At 41.3% G+C, this 17,651-nt stretch carries 18 protein-coding genes; 2 read left to right on the top strand and 16 right to left on the bottom strand.

The genetic code is table 11. The annotated features are described in order from the left end of the window. Positions 1–65: 65 nt before the first annotated feature. Positions 66–1,358, bottom strand: coding sequence for an asparagine--tRNA ligase (gene asnS, locus AFK25_RS08705; RefSeq protein WP_026011650.1), 1,293 nt, complete (start codon positions 1,356–1,358; stop codon positions 66–68). A gap of 508 nt (positions 1,359–1,866) precedes the next feature. On the opposite strand from asnS, the gene AFK25_RS08710 reads away from it, so the two are divergent. After that, positions 1,867–2,346 carry a hypothetical protein gene (locus tag AFK25_RS08710; RefSeq protein WP_019417588.1) on the top strand — a complete coding sequence of 160 codons (480 nt, stop codon included), beginning with the start codon at positions 1,867–1,869 and terminating at the stop codon, positions 2,344–2,346. Between the two features lie 39 nt (positions 2,347–2,385). Here the strand turns inward: AFK25_RS08710 and AFK25_RS08715 are convergent, their stop codons facing one another. Then, positions 2,386–2,964, bottom strand: coding sequence for a hypothetical protein (locus AFK25_RS08715; protein ID WP_019417589.1), 579 nt, complete (start codon positions 2,962–2,964; stop codon positions 2,386–2,388). Between the two features lie 98 nt (positions 2,965–3,062). Next, positions 3,063–3,692, bottom strand: a complete 630-nt coding sequence (locus tag AFK25_RS08720; protein WP_019417590.1) for a BMQ_0737 family morphogenetic spore coat protein — start codon at positions 3,690–3,692, stop codon at positions 3,063–3,065. A gap of 192 nt (positions 3,693–3,884) precedes the next feature. On the opposite strand from AFK25_RS08720, the gene AFK25_RS08725 reads away from it, so the two are divergent. Beyond that, the gene (locus AFK25_RS08725) at positions 3,885–5,417 is read left to right on the top strand and encodes a coiled-coil domain-containing protein (protein WP_019417591.1); all 1,533 of its coding nucleotides are present in this window, start codon (positions 3,885–3,887) and stop codon (positions 5,415–5,417) included. Between the two features lie 38 nt (positions 5,418–5,455). Here the strand turns inward: AFK25_RS08725 and AFK25_RS08730 are convergent, their stop codons facing one another. The 13 genes from AFK25_RS08730 to mgsA form a co-directional block, all read right to left on the bottom strand. Continuing rightward, positions 5,456–6,640 carry a pyridoxal phosphate-dependent aminotransferase gene (locus AFK25_RS08730; RefSeq protein ID WP_019417592.1) on the bottom strand — a complete coding sequence of 395 codons (1,185 nt, stop codon included), beginning with the start codon at positions 6,638–6,640 and terminating at the stop codon, positions 5,456–5,458. After that, entirely contained in the window at positions 6,637–7,119 is a 483-nt protein-coding gene (locus AFK25_RS08735) for a cell wall elongation regulator TseB-like domain-containing protein (protein ID WP_019417593.1), read from the bottom strand. The genes AFK25_RS08730 and AFK25_RS08735 overlap by 4 nt, the downstream gene beginning before the upstream one ends. A gap of 12 nt (positions 7,120–7,131) precedes the next feature. Beyond that, complete coding sequence (locus AFK25_RS14825; protein ID WP_006319505.1) at positions 7,132–7,302, bottom strand: YpmA family protein; 171 nt, start codon at positions 7,300–7,302, stop codon at positions 7,132–7,134. A gap of 184 nt (positions 7,303–7,486) precedes the next feature. Beyond that, positions 7,487–8,227 (bottom strand): ComEC/Rec2 family competence protein, encoded by a 741-nt coding sequence (locus AFK25_RS08740; protein WP_019417595.1) that lies wholly within the window; start codon positions 8,225–8,227, stop codon positions 7,487–7,489. A gap of 53 nt (positions 8,228–8,280) precedes the next feature. Further along, positions 8,281–10,926: an ATP-dependent DNA helicase DinG gene (gene dinG, locus AFK25_RS08745; protein WP_035066987.1), complete on the bottom strand. Its 2,646-nt coding sequence runs from the start codon at positions 10,924–10,926 to the stop codon at positions 8,281–8,283. A 53-nt stretch (positions 10,927–10,979) separates the two neighbouring features. Further along, positions 10,980–11,363, bottom strand: coding sequence for an aspartate 1-decarboxylase (gene panD / locus AFK25_RS08750; protein ID WP_009373643.1), 384 nt, complete (start codon positions 11,361–11,363; stop codon positions 10,980–10,982). Positions 11,364–11,375: 12 nt separating this feature from the next. Further along, complete coding sequence (panC, locus tag AFK25_RS08755; protein ID WP_026011651.1) at positions 11,376–12,224, bottom strand: pantoate--beta-alanine ligase; 849 nt, start codon at positions 12,222–12,224, stop codon at positions 11,376–11,378. 1 nt (position 12,225) lies between these two features. Then, positions 12,226–13,056 (bottom strand): 3-methyl-2-oxobutanoate hydroxymethyltransferase, encoded by an 831-nt coding sequence (gene panB / locus AFK25_RS08760; RefSeq protein ID WP_035066985.1) that lies wholly within the window; start codon positions 13,054–13,056, stop codon positions 12,226–12,228. Positions 13,057–13,280: 224 nt separating this feature from the next. Then, complete coding sequence (locus AFK25_RS08765; protein WP_019417599.1) at positions 13,281–14,270, bottom strand: bifunctional biotin--[acetyl-CoA-carboxylase] synthetase/biotin operon repressor; 990 nt, start codon at positions 14,268–14,270, stop codon at positions 13,281–13,283. After that, complete coding sequence (locus AFK25_RS08770; RefSeq protein WP_035066983.1) at positions 14,231–15,424, bottom strand: CCA tRNA nucleotidyltransferase; 1,194 nt, start codon at positions 15,422–15,424, stop codon at positions 14,231–14,233. The genes AFK25_RS08765 and AFK25_RS08770 overlap by 40 nt, the downstream gene beginning before the upstream one ends. Further along, entirely contained in the window at positions 15,424–16,554 is a 1,131-nt protein-coding gene (gene bshA / locus AFK25_RS08775) for an N-acetyl-alpha-D-glucosaminyl L-malate synthase BshA (RefSeq protein WP_019417601.1), read from the bottom strand. Before bshA ends, AFK25_RS08770 begins: the two co-directional genes overlap by 1 nt. Beyond that, positions 16,551–17,243 carry a bacillithiol biosynthesis deacetylase BshB1 gene (gene bshB1, locus AFK25_RS08780; protein WP_009373649.1) on the bottom strand — a complete coding sequence of 231 codons (693 nt, stop codon included), beginning with the start codon at positions 17,241–17,243 and terminating at the stop codon, positions 16,551–16,553. The genes bshA and bshB1 overlap by 4 nt, the downstream gene beginning before the upstream one ends. Continuing rightward, positions 17,243–17,650 (bottom strand): methylglyoxal synthase, encoded by a 408-nt coding sequence (gene mgsA / locus AFK25_RS08785; RefSeq protein ID WP_009373651.1) that lies wholly within the window; start codon positions 17,648–17,650, stop codon positions 17,243–17,245. The genes bshB1 and mgsA overlap by 1 nt, the downstream gene beginning before the upstream one ends. Position 17,651 lies beyond the last annotated feature (1 nt).

The raw sequence follows: 17,651 nt of genomic DNA on the forward strand, positions 1-17,651 counted from the left end.
CAAACACCTCACGCCCTATTATATCATAAAACAAATCCCCCATGTGAGCACGGGGGATTTGTTCATTATGGATATAAACGATTTAATAAACGCGGGAACGGAATCGTTTCACGAACGTGTTCGACGCCGCAAATCCACGCGATTGTTCGCTCAAGACCTAATCCGAAACCAGAATGCGGCACAGAGCCGTATTGACGAAGCTCTAAATACCATTTATACGCATCGAGCGATAGTTGATGTTCTTCTAACCGTTGCTTTAATAAATCGTAATCATGAATGCGCTCTGAACCGCCGATAATTTCTCCATATCCTTCTGGAGCAATTAAATCGGCGCAAAGAACAACTTCAGGACGATTCGGATCCGGCTGCATGTAAAACGGCTTTAATGTCGTTGGATAATGTGTAATAAATACCGGTTTATCAAAGCTTTCTGCAATCGCCGTTTCATGTGGAGCACCGAAGTCATCGCCCCATTGAATGTCGTCAAATCCTTTTTCATGGAGAAGCTGAATCGCTTCATCATACGTAATGCGCGCAAATGGCGGCTTTACATTTTCCAATTTAGACGTATCACGACCGAGCGTTTTTAGCTCTAGCTGACAATGTTTTAACACCGACTGTACAATATGGGATACGTATTGTTCTTGTACTTGTAAGTTATCTTCGAATTGGTAAAATGCCATTTCCGGCTCGATCATCCAAAACTCGATTAAATGGCGACGCGTTTTTGATTTTTCAGCACGGAACGTTGGACCGAACGAAAACACTTTGCCAAGTGCCATCGCCGCTGCTTCCATATATAGCTGGCCACTTTGAGAAAGGTATGCATCTTCATCAAAATATTTCGTATGGAACAATTCTGTCGTTCCTTCTGGCGCGCTTCCTGTTAAAATTGGTGGATCGACTTTGACAAAGCCATTTTCATTGAAAAATTCATACGTTGCCCGAATGACTTCGTTGCGAATTTTCATAATCGCATGTTGACGTTTCGAACGAAGCCATAAATGACGGTGATCCATTAAAAACTCGATCCCGTGTTCTTTTGGTGTAATCGGATAATCAACAGCCATATGAATAAGTTCAATGTTTGTGACAGAAAGCTCGTATCCGAACGGCGAACGTGCATCTTCACGCACAACACCCGTGACATAGAGCGAACTTTCTTGCGTTATGCTTTTTGCCGCTTGAAAGACGTCTTCGCTCACTTGCGCTTTTTCCACAACTCCTTGAATAAAGCCTGTGCCATCGCGCAATTGTAAAAAGGCAATTTTTCCGCTTGACCGTTTGTTCGCAAGCCAAGCCCCAATCGTTACTTCTTGACCTACATATTTATGTACTTCTGCAATCGTCGTTTTCACAAAAAGTCCCTCCAACCAATCTGCTTGAAAAACTATGTATGTGTACATCTCATATTATACTGTTCAAATGTAACACAAGCAAGGAAGAAACAATGACCCTCCCTCTAGAAATGTTGATATATCCAGGTTTCTTGACATCTTAGGGGTACCAAAAAATTTTTTGATCAAGTACATAGCACACTTTTTCATTTTTTTATATATAACAATCCATAGGCAAGCTTCACGGACACTTGGTATTTTTATATTTCCACCCAAGTGAGAAGGATTGATATACAATGCGCCTTTGGATCTCTGCATATCTGATGAGGACGAACCTTCCCGTGTCTCTGCGCATCCTTGTTCAAACATTCCTTCGTTTGGTCTCTTCACCAGGCAGAGACCAGCTAAACTTCATTTATTTTTTTCCTATTTTTAAAAAATAGATAGTTGCCTGAAACAACTTTCTCTATTTTTTCATTTAATACATTAGATGCGAAAGCATAAATCTTTTTGAAAGGAAGGAAATAAGATGTCATGTTTATGTAATAGTGGTTTATTACCTCAACTGTATTTTACCCAATCTACCACAGACTTACCTATAACAATCCCAGTAGCCGGCACTGCTGTAACTGAAGTTCTTCGCTTACAACCTATCACAACCCTTAGCAACGACCGAGTGAAATTAGACTCTATGGTGGAATTAGAACTTAGTTTATTAGTTATTGTAACAGGGGTATCATTAACAGGAATCACCTATCGTTTAGAGCGCTCAACAAATGGAGGAGCATTTACAACGGTTACAGAATTAGATATCGAATCTCTTCTCCCTATATTGACTGTTGCTGTTGATACTACTCTAATTCCTAATCTAACATGGGTCGATACACCTAGCATTGGAACACACATTTACCGCATTGTCATTGAAGCTTCGGGAAGTGTTCTAAATGTTCTAAGTTCAATTACTGCCGAAACACGGGCATTAAACGCACTAGTCGTCCGAGAAGCGTAATAAAAATCGGCTGGCTCATGTACGAGTCAGCCGATTTTATTATCCATGAATAATAATATCATTAAGCGATTTTATTCCTTTTGGAAATTGTGTGCAATAAAAAAAACCATATATTTTGTAAGCATTGATTTCATCTGAAAACCTTAACTTAATTTGGAAATTAGCAAATGCGAGTTGCTCCCCTTCTTTAATCTGACGAATTTGAATAGGTTTTATCCAAAACTCTCCATTTTCTTCAGCAATACGTTCTGCATTTTCATCAATGTATTGCCAAGCCTCCATTACTAAGGGATTTATTCGACGATCGTATGAAACATGTTCCCCTAATTTGGCTGTTAATCCTGTATACTCTTTTGGAATCATTTTCAAACAAATGACTGGATTATCGAGAGGGATAGACCCCATATTACGGATAATAAAATTCCCTATTACCATACCATCTTTGCTTTCTCTTCTTGGTAACATAAATGAATAAGTAAAGTACGAAATCGCTTGAATAGATGAGGGATAATTGTTATTCTTTTCTTTTTTCATTTCGTACAATAATTTATTGACCAATTGAAACTCTTGTTCCAATACGCGCATTTTTTTTTCAATGTCCTCAAATAAATGTTTCATTCTTCCTCTCTCCCCTACAACATAAAAATATGTTTCTCTCCCATATGTATGAAGAAAAGGGGAGAAAAATCCCCTTTTCTAATTGTTTTCATACTTTATCACATTGGAAAAATGGATGGACATTGTGGTGGAAATACATCAACTGGACACTCTTCTTCACAAACAATTTTCGGACGAGGTTGACAAAACTTAGCTGCTACTTCCAAAATAACTTCAAACGTTACAACGATATTTTGGCATACACGAATGAGTACTGTAGCTGTTATTGTATCTCCATTTCTTGTAAAAGAGCCAACACGACAAGTATTGAACGTATTTTGTGTAGCATTACAACATACTGTTGTTCCTTCAGGTGCACAAAGAATGACTTCTTCACTCGTTGTAATTAATGTTGGATTACTCGTTACCGTTGTTTGCGTACCTGTTGTTGTTGTCCCTGTCACCTCTAAAATAACTTGAATCGTCTTACTTAATGTAACAACTTGTAATGTTACACGTTCATCTCCAACCACACACTCAATATCTCGTCTTGGCCCATCTTCTACACATTCTAAAAGAGTAGTTGCACAATTAACTTGAGAAATTGTTGACGGAAGAGATCCTGTAGGAAAAGTAAATGTGAGTTCTTGAGTAAGTGATATAACGTTTGTTGTCCAATCATAAACTTTACATACTTGAATACACTCAGGGCTAAATTCTTGGGCAAACTGTTCTAAATTAATCGGCATTAGTGTAATCTCCTTTCATCATTTTTTAAGACTACTCTATACTATGTCATTTACTTAAAGGCGTGCCAAAACAAACGCCTATTTTCAGTTGTAGATGCATTTTATTTAACCAAATTATTTTTATCACGCAGTCAAACTTTAAATTCCCTATGCATACAATTTTAACGAATGAATGATAAAGGTGGTGAGAACATGAACAAAGAAAGCAAGTCTATTCAGCTCGAACAAAAAATCATTCACTTAAAGTCCGAATTAGAAAAATATAAAACCATTATCGCTTCCATGCAAATTGAACAACAATTCGCTGATATAAATAAACAAATCGATCAATTAAAAACGGATAATAATAACTTAAAAAATATTTTTAAAAAATCCAACGAACTAATTACAAACCAAAAACATGAGATGAAACAATTAATTAACGAAGTGCAACAAATAAAGGATAGTTATTCCCAATTACAAAGTAGTACAAAAGAATATTATTCAGATTTAAAGGGATATTTAGATAAAATTGAGGAAAGCATTCAACTTTTTTTTGATACTTATTATCAATTTGAAAATGAAAAGCAGATTATTACGGAGCAAGCACACACATTAAGGAAAGAAATAGATGAGTATCAGAACCAATTAGCAGACCATCATTCTTTGCGATCAATTATTATATCGTTCATGGAGAGGATTAACAGTATGGAAAAAGAACATGATTTCTCTAAAAAAAGCGGCGAAAAAATATTAGGGCATGTTGAAGAAATAAGTAAAAAATTATCAAATCAAAAAGAAGAAACTGAACTTTTAAAAGAAGCAATGCAATCATTAGCAGATAAAATATCTACCTTCGAAACGATGTTAAACGGGTTAGACAAAGAGCAACAAAAAAATCAAAATGATATTATCAATTTAAAGCAAAAAGTTTCACACCAACATATTGAAATTGAAAACCTTTTTGAAAAAACAGCTCATTTTTCTACTGGTATTGAAAAAATTGCACATCAAATCTCTGAATTAAAACAATTAACTGAGTGCGCTGAAAAGAAAAAAGAGGAACATACAACCCCAGATATAAATGAGATGAAAGAGATGTTAATGCATGTCATTCAACTGCTCTCCAAACAAAAAAAAGGATCAAATACAGAAAAAACAGAGCGAGAAAAAGATACGACTGGTTTTTCTGAGGCAAAAACAACTCCACCTACGAACAGTTTTTTGAAGCTTCAACAGTTCAGCAATGAAACAAACCAACCGATTGTCGTTTCACCCATACAAAAAAAAAATCAACCATCTCCGTCGAAACTAAACCAAATAAAACCTAAAAATACCGATAAGAGCAATATAACACATATTCGGTCTAAAAACAAAGAGGACGACGACGAACAATTATCTAATTTAACGTTGTCAACTACTGAATATTACGTGAGAAATGTACCTTCTTCTGATGTGCTCAACTCATTATCAAAGAATTCAGAAGATACTATCGAATTTATCTTCGAACCCCCCTTTGATACTGTGTCCGAAGAACCTATCCTAAATCTAACTATTCCTAGAACGGATTATACTTTTGAAAAAACGGACTTAAAAAATATGTTAGATAAAAAAAACTCTTCTCAAACGCTATTACAGCTAAACGAAGAAAGTGAAAACATAAACACTGAAAGCGAAACCACTCATGAGAGAAAAAGATCATGGTTGCTTGCTTTATTTGAGAGAGTAAAACTAACAAAGCCATAAACTCGAAAAGGGAGGATACTTTCCTCCCTTTCGTTTGATTATCTTACTTTCTCACTAATAAACCATTCTATTCGTTGGATTGCTTTTTCTAACAAATCAAGTGATGTTGCATAGGATAAACGCACGTTATTTGGCGCACCGAAACCTGAACCTGGCACGAGCGCCACTTTCGCTTCGTCAAGCAACGCTTCGACAAACGCATCAACGTTTTCGTATCCAGTCATCGTCGCCGCTTCTTTTGCATTCGGGAACAAGTAAAATGCGCCTTGTGGTTTCACGCAAGAAAACCCTGGAATTTGAACGAGGCGATCGTAAATAATGTTTAAACGTTGTTCAAACGCTTGACGCATATGTTCTACTGGCTCTTGCGGTCCGCTATATGCGGCAATCGCTGCATATTGAGCAATCGATGTTGGATTCGATGTGCTATGGCTTGCTAAGTCTGTCATCGCACGAATGATGTCGGCATCGCCTGCTGCATAGCCAATTCGCCATCCTGTCATTGAATGTGATTTGGACACGCCGTTAATAATGATCGTTTGTTTTTTCAATTCCGGTGAAAGTTGCGCAATTGAAACGTGTTCATGTCCACCGTAAACGAGCTTTTCATAAATTTCATCAGAAACGATGAGAATGTCGTGGGCTACGCATACTTCACCGAGCGCCTGTAGCTCTTCTTTCGTATAAATGACGCCCGTTGGATTGCTTGGCGAGTTAATAATCACCGCCTTCGTCCGATTTGTTATTGCCTGTTTTAGCTGCTCCGGTGTAATTTTGAACTCGTTTTCTTCAAGCCCTTCCACGTAAACAGGGACGCCACCTGCTAGTTTTACTTGCTCTGGATAGCTAACCCAATACGGCGTCGGAATAATGACTTCATCGCCTTCGTCTAAAATAACTTGAAATAGCGTATAAAGCGCATGTTTTGCTCCAACACATACGATAATTTCCGACGGTTTATAATCGAGTTGTTGATCTTGTTGAAATTTTTTTATAATCTCTTGTTTTAACGTCGCTAATCCACCGGATGGCGTATATTTTGTATGTCCGTCGTACATCGCTTTTACAGCAGCTTCCATAATATGTTGAGGTGTATTAAAATCTGGTTCACCGGCACCAAGCCCAATCACATCGTGCCCTGCTGCTTTTAATTCTTTTGCTTTTGCCGTAATGGCAAGCGTTGATGACGGCGTTAATGCGGCGACGCGTTTCGCTAATTTCATACATCCTTCCCCCTCGTCAAATGATATCTTTTTAAAAAGGCCCCGTCTTCAAAACGAACGTAATAAAACGAGTAACGGTTTTGTTCGTCAATATATGTAATTTCCCAAAGCGGGATCCCTTTTTCCATTCCTAATTTTACAGAAATGACTGTTTTTGGACGATACGGCTTAACGGAAGATAACGCTTCTTGTTTCGTTATTCCTTCTGAAGCCCGATGCATCACAGCCACTTTCCCTTTTTCTGTCACCCATACGATCCATTGTTCACCTTCATCATCTTTCCCTGTCACAATGACGTATACATCGTTTCCTCGATACGTATATACGTCAGTCACTTGAACAATTCCTTTTTTCTCCGCTTGTTTCACTGCACGTTGTTCGCTTTCATTTTTAGACGATACCGCCTCACTATATGCATGAATATATAGCGATAACGCAGCGAACAAAACGCACGCGAAAGCAATGATTATTTTTCTCACCCTCATCCCTTCTTACGTTCGATAAATCGTAAACACGGCCTTTTCTTTATTTTCTTCATCAAGCGCGAGCCCGAACATTAAGTCTTTTTCTTTTAACGTCCGATTTAAACAATCGACAATTTTGTATAAATCTGATGAGTATTCAACTTTTACAGTAGCTAATACTTCAATTTTACTTTCCACGATCCGATCCTCCATGCGCACAAATTTTGTTACTTATATCGTTTATTGCGAACGGAAACAATACAACTACACACCGATTTTAGTGTATAAACATCTTCATTGTAGCAACGGTTTCCTACATTGGTCAATTTGAAATAAAAAAATTCCTATCGTACACACCGCGGGCCGAACGTTGGCCCTTTTTTTAAAACGTCATGACGTCATATTCGTGTAAATTACATTTCACAACAATCACTCCGAAACGATTCGTCTCATAACAGTCAATCCAAGCTGCGTACAACCGTTCAAGCAATCGCTCATTCGGCCAACTTCCGTGCTTTTTAAAGATGATAGCTACTTGCGGATCAACATGTTTTAAAAAAGATGTCCGCGGATAATCATAGAGGCCGAAATGAGCAATTTTCAATATGTTTACATCGCTAAGCGGCATCGTCATCAATGTTCGTTCGACATGATGATCAGCGTGCGCCATATATAAAAGGCGAAGCTGGCCATATTGAAGCGACATCGTCACATCCCCATGGGCAATATAGAGCGGCTGCATACGAAAATGCGGAAACGGCTCATACACTTTTTGTTCTTCCCATTCATTCACAATTTTCGGACCGTACGTTTGTTCAATCCATTTTACATTCCCCACATACTCTTCATCATCGCTCGTGAGGATGAGTTCATCAATTTCAGTAATATGAAAATGTTCAAACCATCTTTTTAGTTCCCGTTCTGTATGTGGGGCACCTGTATTGAACAATATCGTCTTTCCGCTTGCATGTTTAAATAACGTCGCTTCTCCGTTACTAAGCGGCAAAAAAATAATGGCCATTTCTTCTTCTTCAAGCATCATATCAATTTTTTGAATATGCTCTCCTGTCGTAGAAGGATGCATTAAACTATTGAGTAGCAAAAATAATAACGCCCACTGCAAAACCGCCCACTCCCTTCATCTACCCCTTTTATTTTTCACCGATGAAGGGAAAATTATAGCCACTCATTTACATGTTGTAAAAGTTCCGCAAGCGGCGCATGATATACACGGATAGGCGGTAAAGATTGCAAAAAATATTTACTGTATGATGCGGTTAATAAACGTTGGTCTAAAACGAAAATGATGCCACGATCTTCTTTTGTGCGAATTAATCGCCCGAATCCTTGTTTAAAGCGCAAAATCGCTTGTGGCAACGATAAATCGTAAAATGGATTGCCTCCTTTTGAACGAATATAGTCGCTTTTTGCCGCCATGACCGGATCGTCTGGTGGAGCGAAAGGTAAACGAACGATAACGACGCATGTCACTTCATCTCCCGGAAGGTCTACTCCTTCCCAAAAGCTACTTGTACCAAATAAAATCGCTTGCTCAAACTGTTGAAAATGGCGTGTTAATTTCGCAGCATTGCCTCCGCTTACTCCTTGCGCAAGCAATACAAATGATTGTTCATCATTGAGCTGTTTAGCAAATGCATACGTTTGTTTCAATAGCTCATATGACGTAAATAATACGAGCATTCGTCCTTTCGTATGTTTAGCGATGCGTATAATTTGTTGTGCCGCTTGCTCAGCGTATTGTTCAACAGTAGCTGAAGGAAACGTCGGCAAATCGGTCGGAACCATAAGCGCCGCTTGTTTTTCATATGAAAATGGCGACGGAATGGTGCGTGTAAACGGATAAAAATCGTCGAGACCAAGCCGCGCAATTATAAACGAAAAACGATTGTTTGTCGTTAACGTAGCGGATGTTAAAATGACGCTCCGCTTACGTGAAAATAGTTGATCTGCAAAAAACGGAGCTAAATCAAGCGGCTGTGAAATAACCGTAACCGCATTGACTGCCGCTTTTGTATCTACCTCTAGCCAGCGCACGATGTCATCATCGTCGCTCGTTAGTAAATGTTGTAACGTATATAAAACGTCTACAAACGTTGTAAAAGGTTTGACATCTTCTTTCGGAACATCGTTCATCATATGTGACAGTTGCTGTACATCGCTCATAATACGCATAAGCAATTCTATCGTCCCGTTCCATTCTTTCCCATACTCTTTCCAAGGAACGAAACGGTAACGTATGCGACCGTCCCCTTTTTGTCGGCGCAGTACGTAATGGCGAAGAGATTGAAACAGTTGATTTAGTTCATATTCCAAATCTCCAAGAAGCGAGCGAAGCGCACCCATTTGGTGCATCGTCGCCATATCGTTCATCCGCGTCCATAATAGCCGAACGTACTCATATGACACGTGCCGACCGAAAAAATGGGCAGCGACGTCTTCTAAATGATGCGCCTCATCGATAATAAGCTGTTCGTGTGGCGGCAAAAACTTTTCGTCTGCTGTTAAATCATGCATAACGAACGAGTGATTTGTAATAATCACATGTGCGTGTTTCGCTTTTTCTTTGGCGCGCACAAAAAAATCGTGCTCTTCATTTGTTTCATCGCTATGCACCTCTTCCCAAAATAGCGCGCCCCCTGCAGTTAAGTTTAATTCATCGACATCTCCTGTCTCCGTTTCCGTTAGCCAAACGAGCAATTGACATTTTGTTAAAGCGATATCGTAGTTTGTGTCGACATGTTTTAACGTACGAGCAAATTTTCGCACGCTAATATAGTTTCTTTTTCCTTTTAACATCGCGGTTGTAAATGAAAACGGAACGAGCTTAGCGACGCGCGGCAATTCTTTTTCAATCATTTGTTTTTGCAGTTGGAGCGTATGTGTGCTAATGACAACAGGGCGCTGTTGGGTTACTGCATAAAACGCTGCAGGAAGCAAATAAGCGATCGTTTTTCCAACGCCTGTTCCTGCTTCAATGAGCGCATGTTGACACGTTTGTAACGCTTCGTTTACATCGATCATCATTTGCTGTTGCCCGTCGCGATATTCAAATGGCGCAACAAACGGGTTTGTCGCAAGCCATTCTGAAAAAGACGGAACATGTTCATTCCGATCTTCATGTTTTGGCAAAAACCATGCTTTTAAAGCGACTCCTTCATATTCAACGACTGAGTCATCCGGTTGAACCGTGCGTTCTTTTTTTGCAATAAACTCGTTTAGCAAAGCGGTCAGCTCGCTTTTTAACGGTTGGCTATGCCGGCGTAGTTGCTTTAATGTCACAAGCGGTAAACGAGATAGCTTGCGAAGTAAAAAAAGAAGAAGTTGGGCAGTCGCTTCCGCGTCATAATCGGCTTGATGTGGCCGATCGTGCGCAAGCGACAACGATTCAGCTAAATGGCTAAGCTTATAACTTGATTGTGTCGGCATGAGAAAACGTGCGAGCTCTACCGTATCTAAAAGCCGACATGTCGGTGGTTGTACGCCGCTACGAATAAATTCCTCTTGCAAAAACGCCCAATCAAAATGAACGTTATGGGCAACAAAATAAGCTCCTTCCCATTTTTCAACAAGCATCGGTGCAATATGATGAAACGGAGGAGCATCGTGCACCATCGTATGATCAATGCCTGTTAACTGTTGAATAAATGGCGGAATGTCCCGTTCAGGCTGAATGAATGTTGAAAAACGTTCGCTAACTTTGTCGCCCTCGATGACGACAAAACCAATTTGAATGATGCGATCTTCTTTTTTCGGGGCATTTCCTGTCGTTTCAATATCGACGACGACAAAGCGATCATTCATATTTCTCCACCTCGCATGTGTATCACAAATAAAAAGAGGCGGCATGGCTCCCGTTATAAAACGGTCGCCGCCGGCTCTTGAACAATAAGCTCTTTAATGCGATTATGCTCGTCCATAATCGCGATTTTCGGACGGTGTGAAGCTACTTTTTCTTCTGGTACGAGCACATATGAAATGACGATAATGACATCGTCTTTTTGAACGAGACGAGCAGCTGCCCCATTTAAGCAAAATACACCGCTCCCTCTTTCTCCTGGAATAATATATGTTTCAAATCGTGCACCGTTATTGTTATTTACAATTTGCACTTTTTCGTTTGGAACCATGCCGACTGCATCTAAAATATCTTCATCGATCGTAATGCTGCCAACATAGTTTAAATTCGCTTCCGTTACGCGAGCACGGTGAATTTTAGCGTTCATTAATGTGCGAAACATGATGTTTCCCCCTTATTGTACGTTCATAACGATATTATCAATCAAACGAGCGTTTGTAAACCGCACAGAGAGCGCAATAATGATATTTCCTTGTAACGTTTGAATTGGCTTTAACTCAGGATACGAATAAATTTCAACGTAATCAATCACACCGCTTGTATGTTGTTCGATATGATGTACAATGGCTTGTCGTACCTTCTCTACGTCGCGTTCTCCCGCTTCGATGAATGCTTTTCCTTTTTGTAAAGCAGCATATAATGCAGGAGCTTCTTGTCGCTCCCGTTCGCTTAAATACACGTTGCGCGAGCTTTTAGCAAGTCCGTCCTCTTCACGAACGGTCGGAACAGCAATGAGCTCAATCGGAAAATGAAAATCTCGAATAAGCCCATCGATCACAGCGACTTGCTGCGCATCTTTCATTCCGAAATAGGCACGATGTGGCATGACGATGTGAAATAGTTTCGTCACAACCGTCGCCACACCATCAAAATGACCTGGGCGCGATTTTCCACAAAGCACATCGACGCGCTCATGCACTTTCACCGTCACAGATGGCTCGTGTGGGTACATTTCATCGACTGATGGATAAAAAACAATGTCGACGCCCGCCTGTTTAGCCATTTCACAATCGCGTTCAAAATCGCGCGGATAACGATCGAAATCTTCATTTGGTCCAAATTGGAGCGGATTGACGAAAATGCTTAAAACAACGATGTCATTTTCTTGGCGTGCTCGTTGTAATAATGCGACATGCCCTTCATGTAAATAACCCATCGTCGGTACAAAACCGATTGTTTTTCCTTTTTGTCGTTCAGCAATGATATGCGCTTGCATTTGCTTAATTGTTTCGATGATAACCACCTTATTTCCCTCCATACAATGCAATCCATTGTTGCTCATTCATCGTAAATGATTGTTCATCGCTCGGGAATTGACGTGTTTTGACGTCGGCAACATACTCCGCAAGCGCTTGTTGCATCGTTTGTTGAACGTTCGCATATTGTTTAACAAACTTTGGCACACGGTCTACACCATATCCAAGCACATCGTGATAAACGAGCACTTGTCCGTCAGTACCAACTCCCGCTCCAATGCCAATCGTCGGAATGGTTAGTTGTTTCGTGATCGCCTCTCCAAGTTGTTTCGGCACACATTCTAACACGAGCGCAATCGCTCCTGCTTGCTCACACGCTTTCGCTTCTTCTAAAAGACGCTTTGCACTTTCGGCATCTTTTCCTTGCACTTTATATCCTCCTAATACGCCGACCGATTGTGGCGTTAAGCCAAGATGGGCAACAACAGGAACTCCCATTTCTGTTAAAGCAGAAATCACTTGTAATACTGTGCCTGCTCCTTCGACTTTTACAGCATTTGCACCTGATTGTTGCATGATCGCTTTTGCATGTTGCAATGCGTCGTTCACCGTACTATAGGACATAAAAGGCATGTCTGTCACGATAAACGTATTCGGCGCACCACGTCGAACCGCTTTCGTATGATGAATCATCTCTTCAACGGTGACTGGGATCGTTGAGTCGTATCCTAATACGACCATGCCGAGCGAGTCGCCAACTAAAATCATATCAACCCCGGCGGCTTCAGCAAGCTTGGCTGACGGATAATCGTAAGCAGTCAGCATAACGATTGGCTCGTGATTTTTTTTCATGCGAAGAAAATCTAATTTTGTTTTCATATACATCCTCCTCTCATATGCAGAGGAAATGGATAAAAAAAGCCTTCTTTCTGCCAAAATCGAGAAAGAAGGACTTTTTGTTTCGCTCCATCCCTCTGTCCCCGTCCGCTTCATCGGATCAAGGCAGAAACCATGTTAAACATATCGTCGTGCGTGGTGCAGTTCTTACAAAGATACTGCCCAATTTCAACCGCTTTCATTTTAACAAATATTTCGAAATTTTCCTACTGTTTTTTTATTTCAATGTCCGCTGAGTAGACGTAATGGATCGCTCCGTCTTCTGTTTGTACTTTTAATGTCCCGGAATCTGTAATGCCGAGTGCAACACCGCGAATCGCTCCATTTAGCGTACGCGCTACAATTTGTTGACCAATCGTTACGGAATAACCTTCCCATAACAGTTTAATGGGTAAAAATCCGTGTTGTAAATATTGTTCATATAACTGTTCTAATTTTTGTAATAACGTTTGAACAATTTTCGGTCGATGAAACGTTCGTCCTGTTTCAATCGCAAGCGACGTCGCAATCGAAGCAATATCGCTCGGAAATTGTGTTTGATTGACGTTCATGCCAATGCCGACGATGACTGCTCGCACTTGATCGGGATCCGCTTGCAATTCTGTTAAAATGCCCACAACTTTTTTCCCGTTGATTAATACATCGTTTGGCCATTTAATGTCCGGTACGATATTTGTTACTTCTTGAATCGCTTGGGCAACCGCAACAGCAACTAAAAGCGTCAGCTGAGGTGCTTGTTGTGGTGGAACGGACGGACGTAAAATAATGCTCATCCAAATGCCTGTTCCTTTCGGTGAATGCCATGACCGGTTTAAACGTCCTCTCCCTGCTGTTTGTTCCTCGGCAATGACAATCGTTCCTTCTTCGGCACCTTCGTGCGCAAGTTGATGGGCTAATTGTTGCGTTGACGGCACGCTTTCTTGATCGTATACGTTCCAACCAAAACGTTTCGTTTTTAAACCAAGTTGTAATTCATTCGCGTTTAGTTTGTCAGGCATTTGTTTTAGACGATAGCCGAGCCGTCGAACCGCTTCGACCTCAAACCCTTCTTTTCTTAAGTCTTCAATATGTTTCCAAACCGCGGTTCGTGAGCAACCGAGCTGTTCGCTAATTTTTTGTCCCGATAAAAATGACTCTCCTGCTTCTGTAAATAGTTTCAGCAGTTGTTTTCTCGTTTCTGATTGCACACCGCCCACTCCTTTAACTTCTCTTTCTCATTTTCCACTTGACGATGCAGCACGGCACGCTCCATATTTTCAATCATTTCAGCTAACCACGGACCAGATTTTCTTTCAAATAATGCAAGCAAATCGTGACCGTTGATCGCAAGCTCTTTCCGATCGCGAATCGGCAGCGCTTCCCACTGTTTCATTAACAGAGACACATGCGGTTCGTCACCATAAAGCGCTGCGCGTGTACGCTCGATATGCGGAATATACGGTCCGTACTTATACAGCGCATCGATTGTCCAATCCTCAAAGGAGCGAATATGTTCGAGCGCTTTTAAGCAAATCGACACGTCGCGAATGAGGTGGTTCGGCAATTTCCATTTTTTCAATTGTTGGTTTTGAAAATGAGCGACAGATGCTAATCGCGCCCACGCTTCAATGCGATGAGCTGGCACAAGTGAAGAAGCCCCTAGTTGAGCGAGCTCTCCTTTTTTCGTCGCAAGCTCAGGCAAGTACAAAAATAAATTCGTTTCGATAAAAAGCTCGATCGCTTTAGACATAAATGGGCCGAGCAACAATTTTTCGAATTCAACCGCTATGCGCTCAACTGCAATATGTTGCAGTAAATGACCGTATTGCATGATCGCTTGTTTTGTGTTTGGCGATAAAGAAAAGCCAAGCTGACTAACAAATCGAAGCGCGCGCATCATTCGCAACGCATCTTCGTTAAATCGCTCGGCCGCATCGCCAACCGTTTCGATCATGCGTTGTTTTAACGCTTCGATTCCGCCAAACGGATCGATCATCTCGCCGTGTTCATTCATCGCAATGGCGTTCATCGTAAAATCCCGCCGCTGCAAATCTTCATAAAGCGAACGAACAAACGTGACGTCTTTCGGTCTTCGATAATCTTCGTAACGCCCCTCTTTTCGAAATGTCGTCACTTCATATGAAATCCCGCGCTCAATGACCATCACTGTTCCGTGGGCAATACCAACAGGAACGGTTTTCGGGAAGATGGCCATCACTTCTTGCGGATGGGCGGATGTCGCAATATCAATATCTCCGATTGGTCTTTGCAATATATAGTCACGAACGGCACCGCCGACAAAATACGCTTCATGCCCGTGACGTTTTAATGTTTCAATGACAGAAAGCGCCTGTCGAAATTGTTCGTTCATCATTCATCCCCTTTAAGTTGAAAATAAATGTGTTCATATTGTGCCACAATTCGTTCGGAATAAAATTTTTCATACACCGTTTCATACGCCTTTTGTCCCATCGTTTCCCGAAGAGCTTCATCCGTCAATAAGCGAACGGTATGATGCGCCGCTTCGTTTATATCACCGAGCGCACATAAAAAGCCGTTTTTTCCATCTTCAATTACTTCAGGAATGCCGCCAATCGCCGTTCCTACACAAGGAACGCGACATGCCATCGCTTCAAGCAAGACGAGACCGAAACTTTCTTTTTCTGACAATAACAATTTTACATCGCTCATGGAATATAACTCCGCTAAGTTTTCTTGCTTTCCTAAAAAGCGAACGTGGTCGCATAGTTTTAATTCTTTTACAAGGCGACAAACGACCGTCATTTCCGGTCCATCACCGACAAGAAGCAATTTCGCCGGGACTTGTTTCACGACGAGCGCAAACGTGCGAACGACATCGCATACCCGCTTCACTTTGCGAAAATTCGATACGTGAATGACCACTTTTTCATGCGGGGCGATGCCGTATTGACGCCGAAGTTCATCATTTCGCTGTTTGCTGTATACACGTTCATCAACGAAGTTGTACACCGTTTGAATAGGCTTTTGTACGTCAAGTAGCTCATACGTTTGAATGGCTAACGCATTCGATACCGCCGTTACCACATCTGATCGTTCGATACCAAATTTAATTAAGTCGCTTAATGACGGGTCGTATCCAAGAACGGTAATATCTGTCCCGTGTAGCGTCGTCACAATTTTTAAATGGTCGCCGACCATTTGCTTTGCTAAAAAGGCGCAAAGGGCGTGCGGAACAGCGTAATGTGCATGAATAATATCTAGCTGCTCCCGCTTTGCCACTTCCGCGATTTTACTCGCCAACGCTAAATCGTATGGCGGATATTGAAATACAGAATACTGATTGACTGTTACTTCATGATAATAAATGTTTGGATACACTTTATTTAGCCGAAACGGAATGCTTGAAGAAATAAAATGAATATCATGACCGCGTTCGGCAAGCATTTTTCCTAATTCCGTCGCAACGACTCCAGAGCCGCCAACCGACGGATAACAAACAATTCCTATTTTCAGTTTCATCGTTCTTCCCCTAACAAATCATGTGCAAGTATAAGTGGTTTTTTCGAAATAAATCCTTCCGCAAACGAAACACCTACTTCTTTTCCGAACAATCGCTCGCGGCTTTCAACGGTTTCAATATAGCCGTTTGTTAACGGCGTGTCAACTGAACCGCTCATTCGTTCAAACTGACTTTCGTACGCCCGTAAACTCGCCAATTTTTTGTCGATCGTATCGCTAATATCAATAACAAACTGAGGACGATGAAAGCCGTTAATCATATAAAAATAAACCGCTTGCACACGATGAGGAGGAAGTTCTCCGTAACGGCGAATAGCGGCTGAAAACACCGCTTCTTCCACTAACTTCGCACATTGCCCATGATCGGGATGGCGATCTTCCCAATATGGTGCAAATACGATGCGCGGCCGATACGTACGAATGACAGTCACGATCGGATCAATATGCTCTTTTTGGATCGTTAATCCACGATCAGGAAGTTGTAGCTGTATACGCGTGCGAACGCCGAGAATGTCGGCTGCCCGCTTCGCCTCTTGTTGCCGAGTATGTATCGTTCCGTTCGATGAAAGTTCCGCTAGCGTCAAATCGCATATGCCGATGTCATACCCTTGTTGAGCGTATTTCGCAATCGTTCCGCCCATTCCGATTTCTACATCATCTGGATGAGCGCCAAACGCTAACATATGCATCATTCTTTTCCTCGCTTCACAATATTTCGCCATGCAAAATCGCCGCGCTCTAAGCCGTGTATGAGCACCTCTGCTGTTCCCATGTTCGTCGCTAGCGGAATGGCATACACGTCACAAAGGCGGATGAGCGCGCTCACATCCGGCTCATGCGGTTGGGCAGTCAATGGATCACGAAAAAAAATCACCATATCCATATCATTATTTGCGATCATCGCACCTATTTGTTGATCGCCGCCAAGCGGGCCAGATTGAAAGCGATGGACAGAAAGACCCGTCGCTTCTTGAATGCGCAATCCTGTCGTACCTGTTGCATATAACTCATGTTCAGCTAAAATGTGTTGATATGCCGTCGCAAATTGTACCATATCTTCTTTTTTCTTATCGTGCGCAATTAATGCGATTTTCAAT

The organism is Anoxybacillus gonensis (assembly GCF_001187595.1).
GTDB classification, from domain to species: domain Bacteria; phylum Bacillota; class Bacilli; order Bacillales; family Anoxybacillaceae; genus Anoxybacillus; species Anoxybacillus gonensis.

What these genes read in the sequence shown, in the direction of transcription:
- AFK25_RS08710 (WP_019417588.1), top strand. Translation starts at nt 1,867, where the DNA reads ATGTCATGTTTATGTAATAGTGGTTTATTACCTCAACTGTATTTTACC.
- AFK25_RS08715 (WP_019417589.1), bottom strand. Translation starts at nt 2,964, where the DNA reads ATGAAACATTTATTTGAGGACATTGAAAAAAAAATGCGCGTATTGGAA.
- AFK25_RS08720 (WP_019417590.1), bottom strand. Translation starts at nt 3,692, where the DNA reads ATGCCGATTAATTTAGAACAGTTTGCCCAAGAATTTAGCCCTGAGTGT.
- AFK25_RS08725 (WP_019417591.1), top strand. Translation starts at nt 3,885, where the DNA reads ATGAACAAAGAAAGCAAGTCTATTCAGCTCGAACAAAAAATCATTCAC.
- AFK25_RS08730 (WP_019417592.1), bottom strand. Translation starts at nt 6,640, where the DNA reads ATGAAATTAGCGAAACGCGTCGCCGCATTAACGCCGTCATCAACGCTT.
- dinG (WP_035066987.1), bottom strand. Translation starts at nt 10,926, where the DNA reads ATGAATGATCGCTTTGTCGTCGTCGATATTGAAACGACAGGAAATGCC.
- panD (WP_009373643.1), bottom strand. Translation starts at nt 11,363, where the DNA reads ATGTTTCGCACATTAATGAACGCTAAAATTCACCGTGCTCGCGTAACG.
- panB (WP_035066985.1), bottom strand. Translation starts at nt 13,056, where the DNA reads ATGAAAACAAAATTAGATTTTCTTCGCATGAAAAAAAATCACGAGCCA.
- AFK25_RS08770 (WP_035066983.1), bottom strand. Translation starts at nt 15,424, where the DNA reads ATGAACGAACAATTTCGACAGGCGCTTTCTGTCATTGAAACATTAAAA.
- bshA (WP_019417601.1), bottom strand. Translation starts at nt 16,554, where the DNA reads ATGAAACTGAAAATAGGAATTGTTTGTTATCCGTCGGTTGGCGGCTCT.
- bshB1 (WP_009373649.1), bottom strand. Translation starts at nt 17,243, where the DNA reads ATGCATATGTTAGCGTTTGGCGCTCATCCAGATGATGTAGAAATCGGA.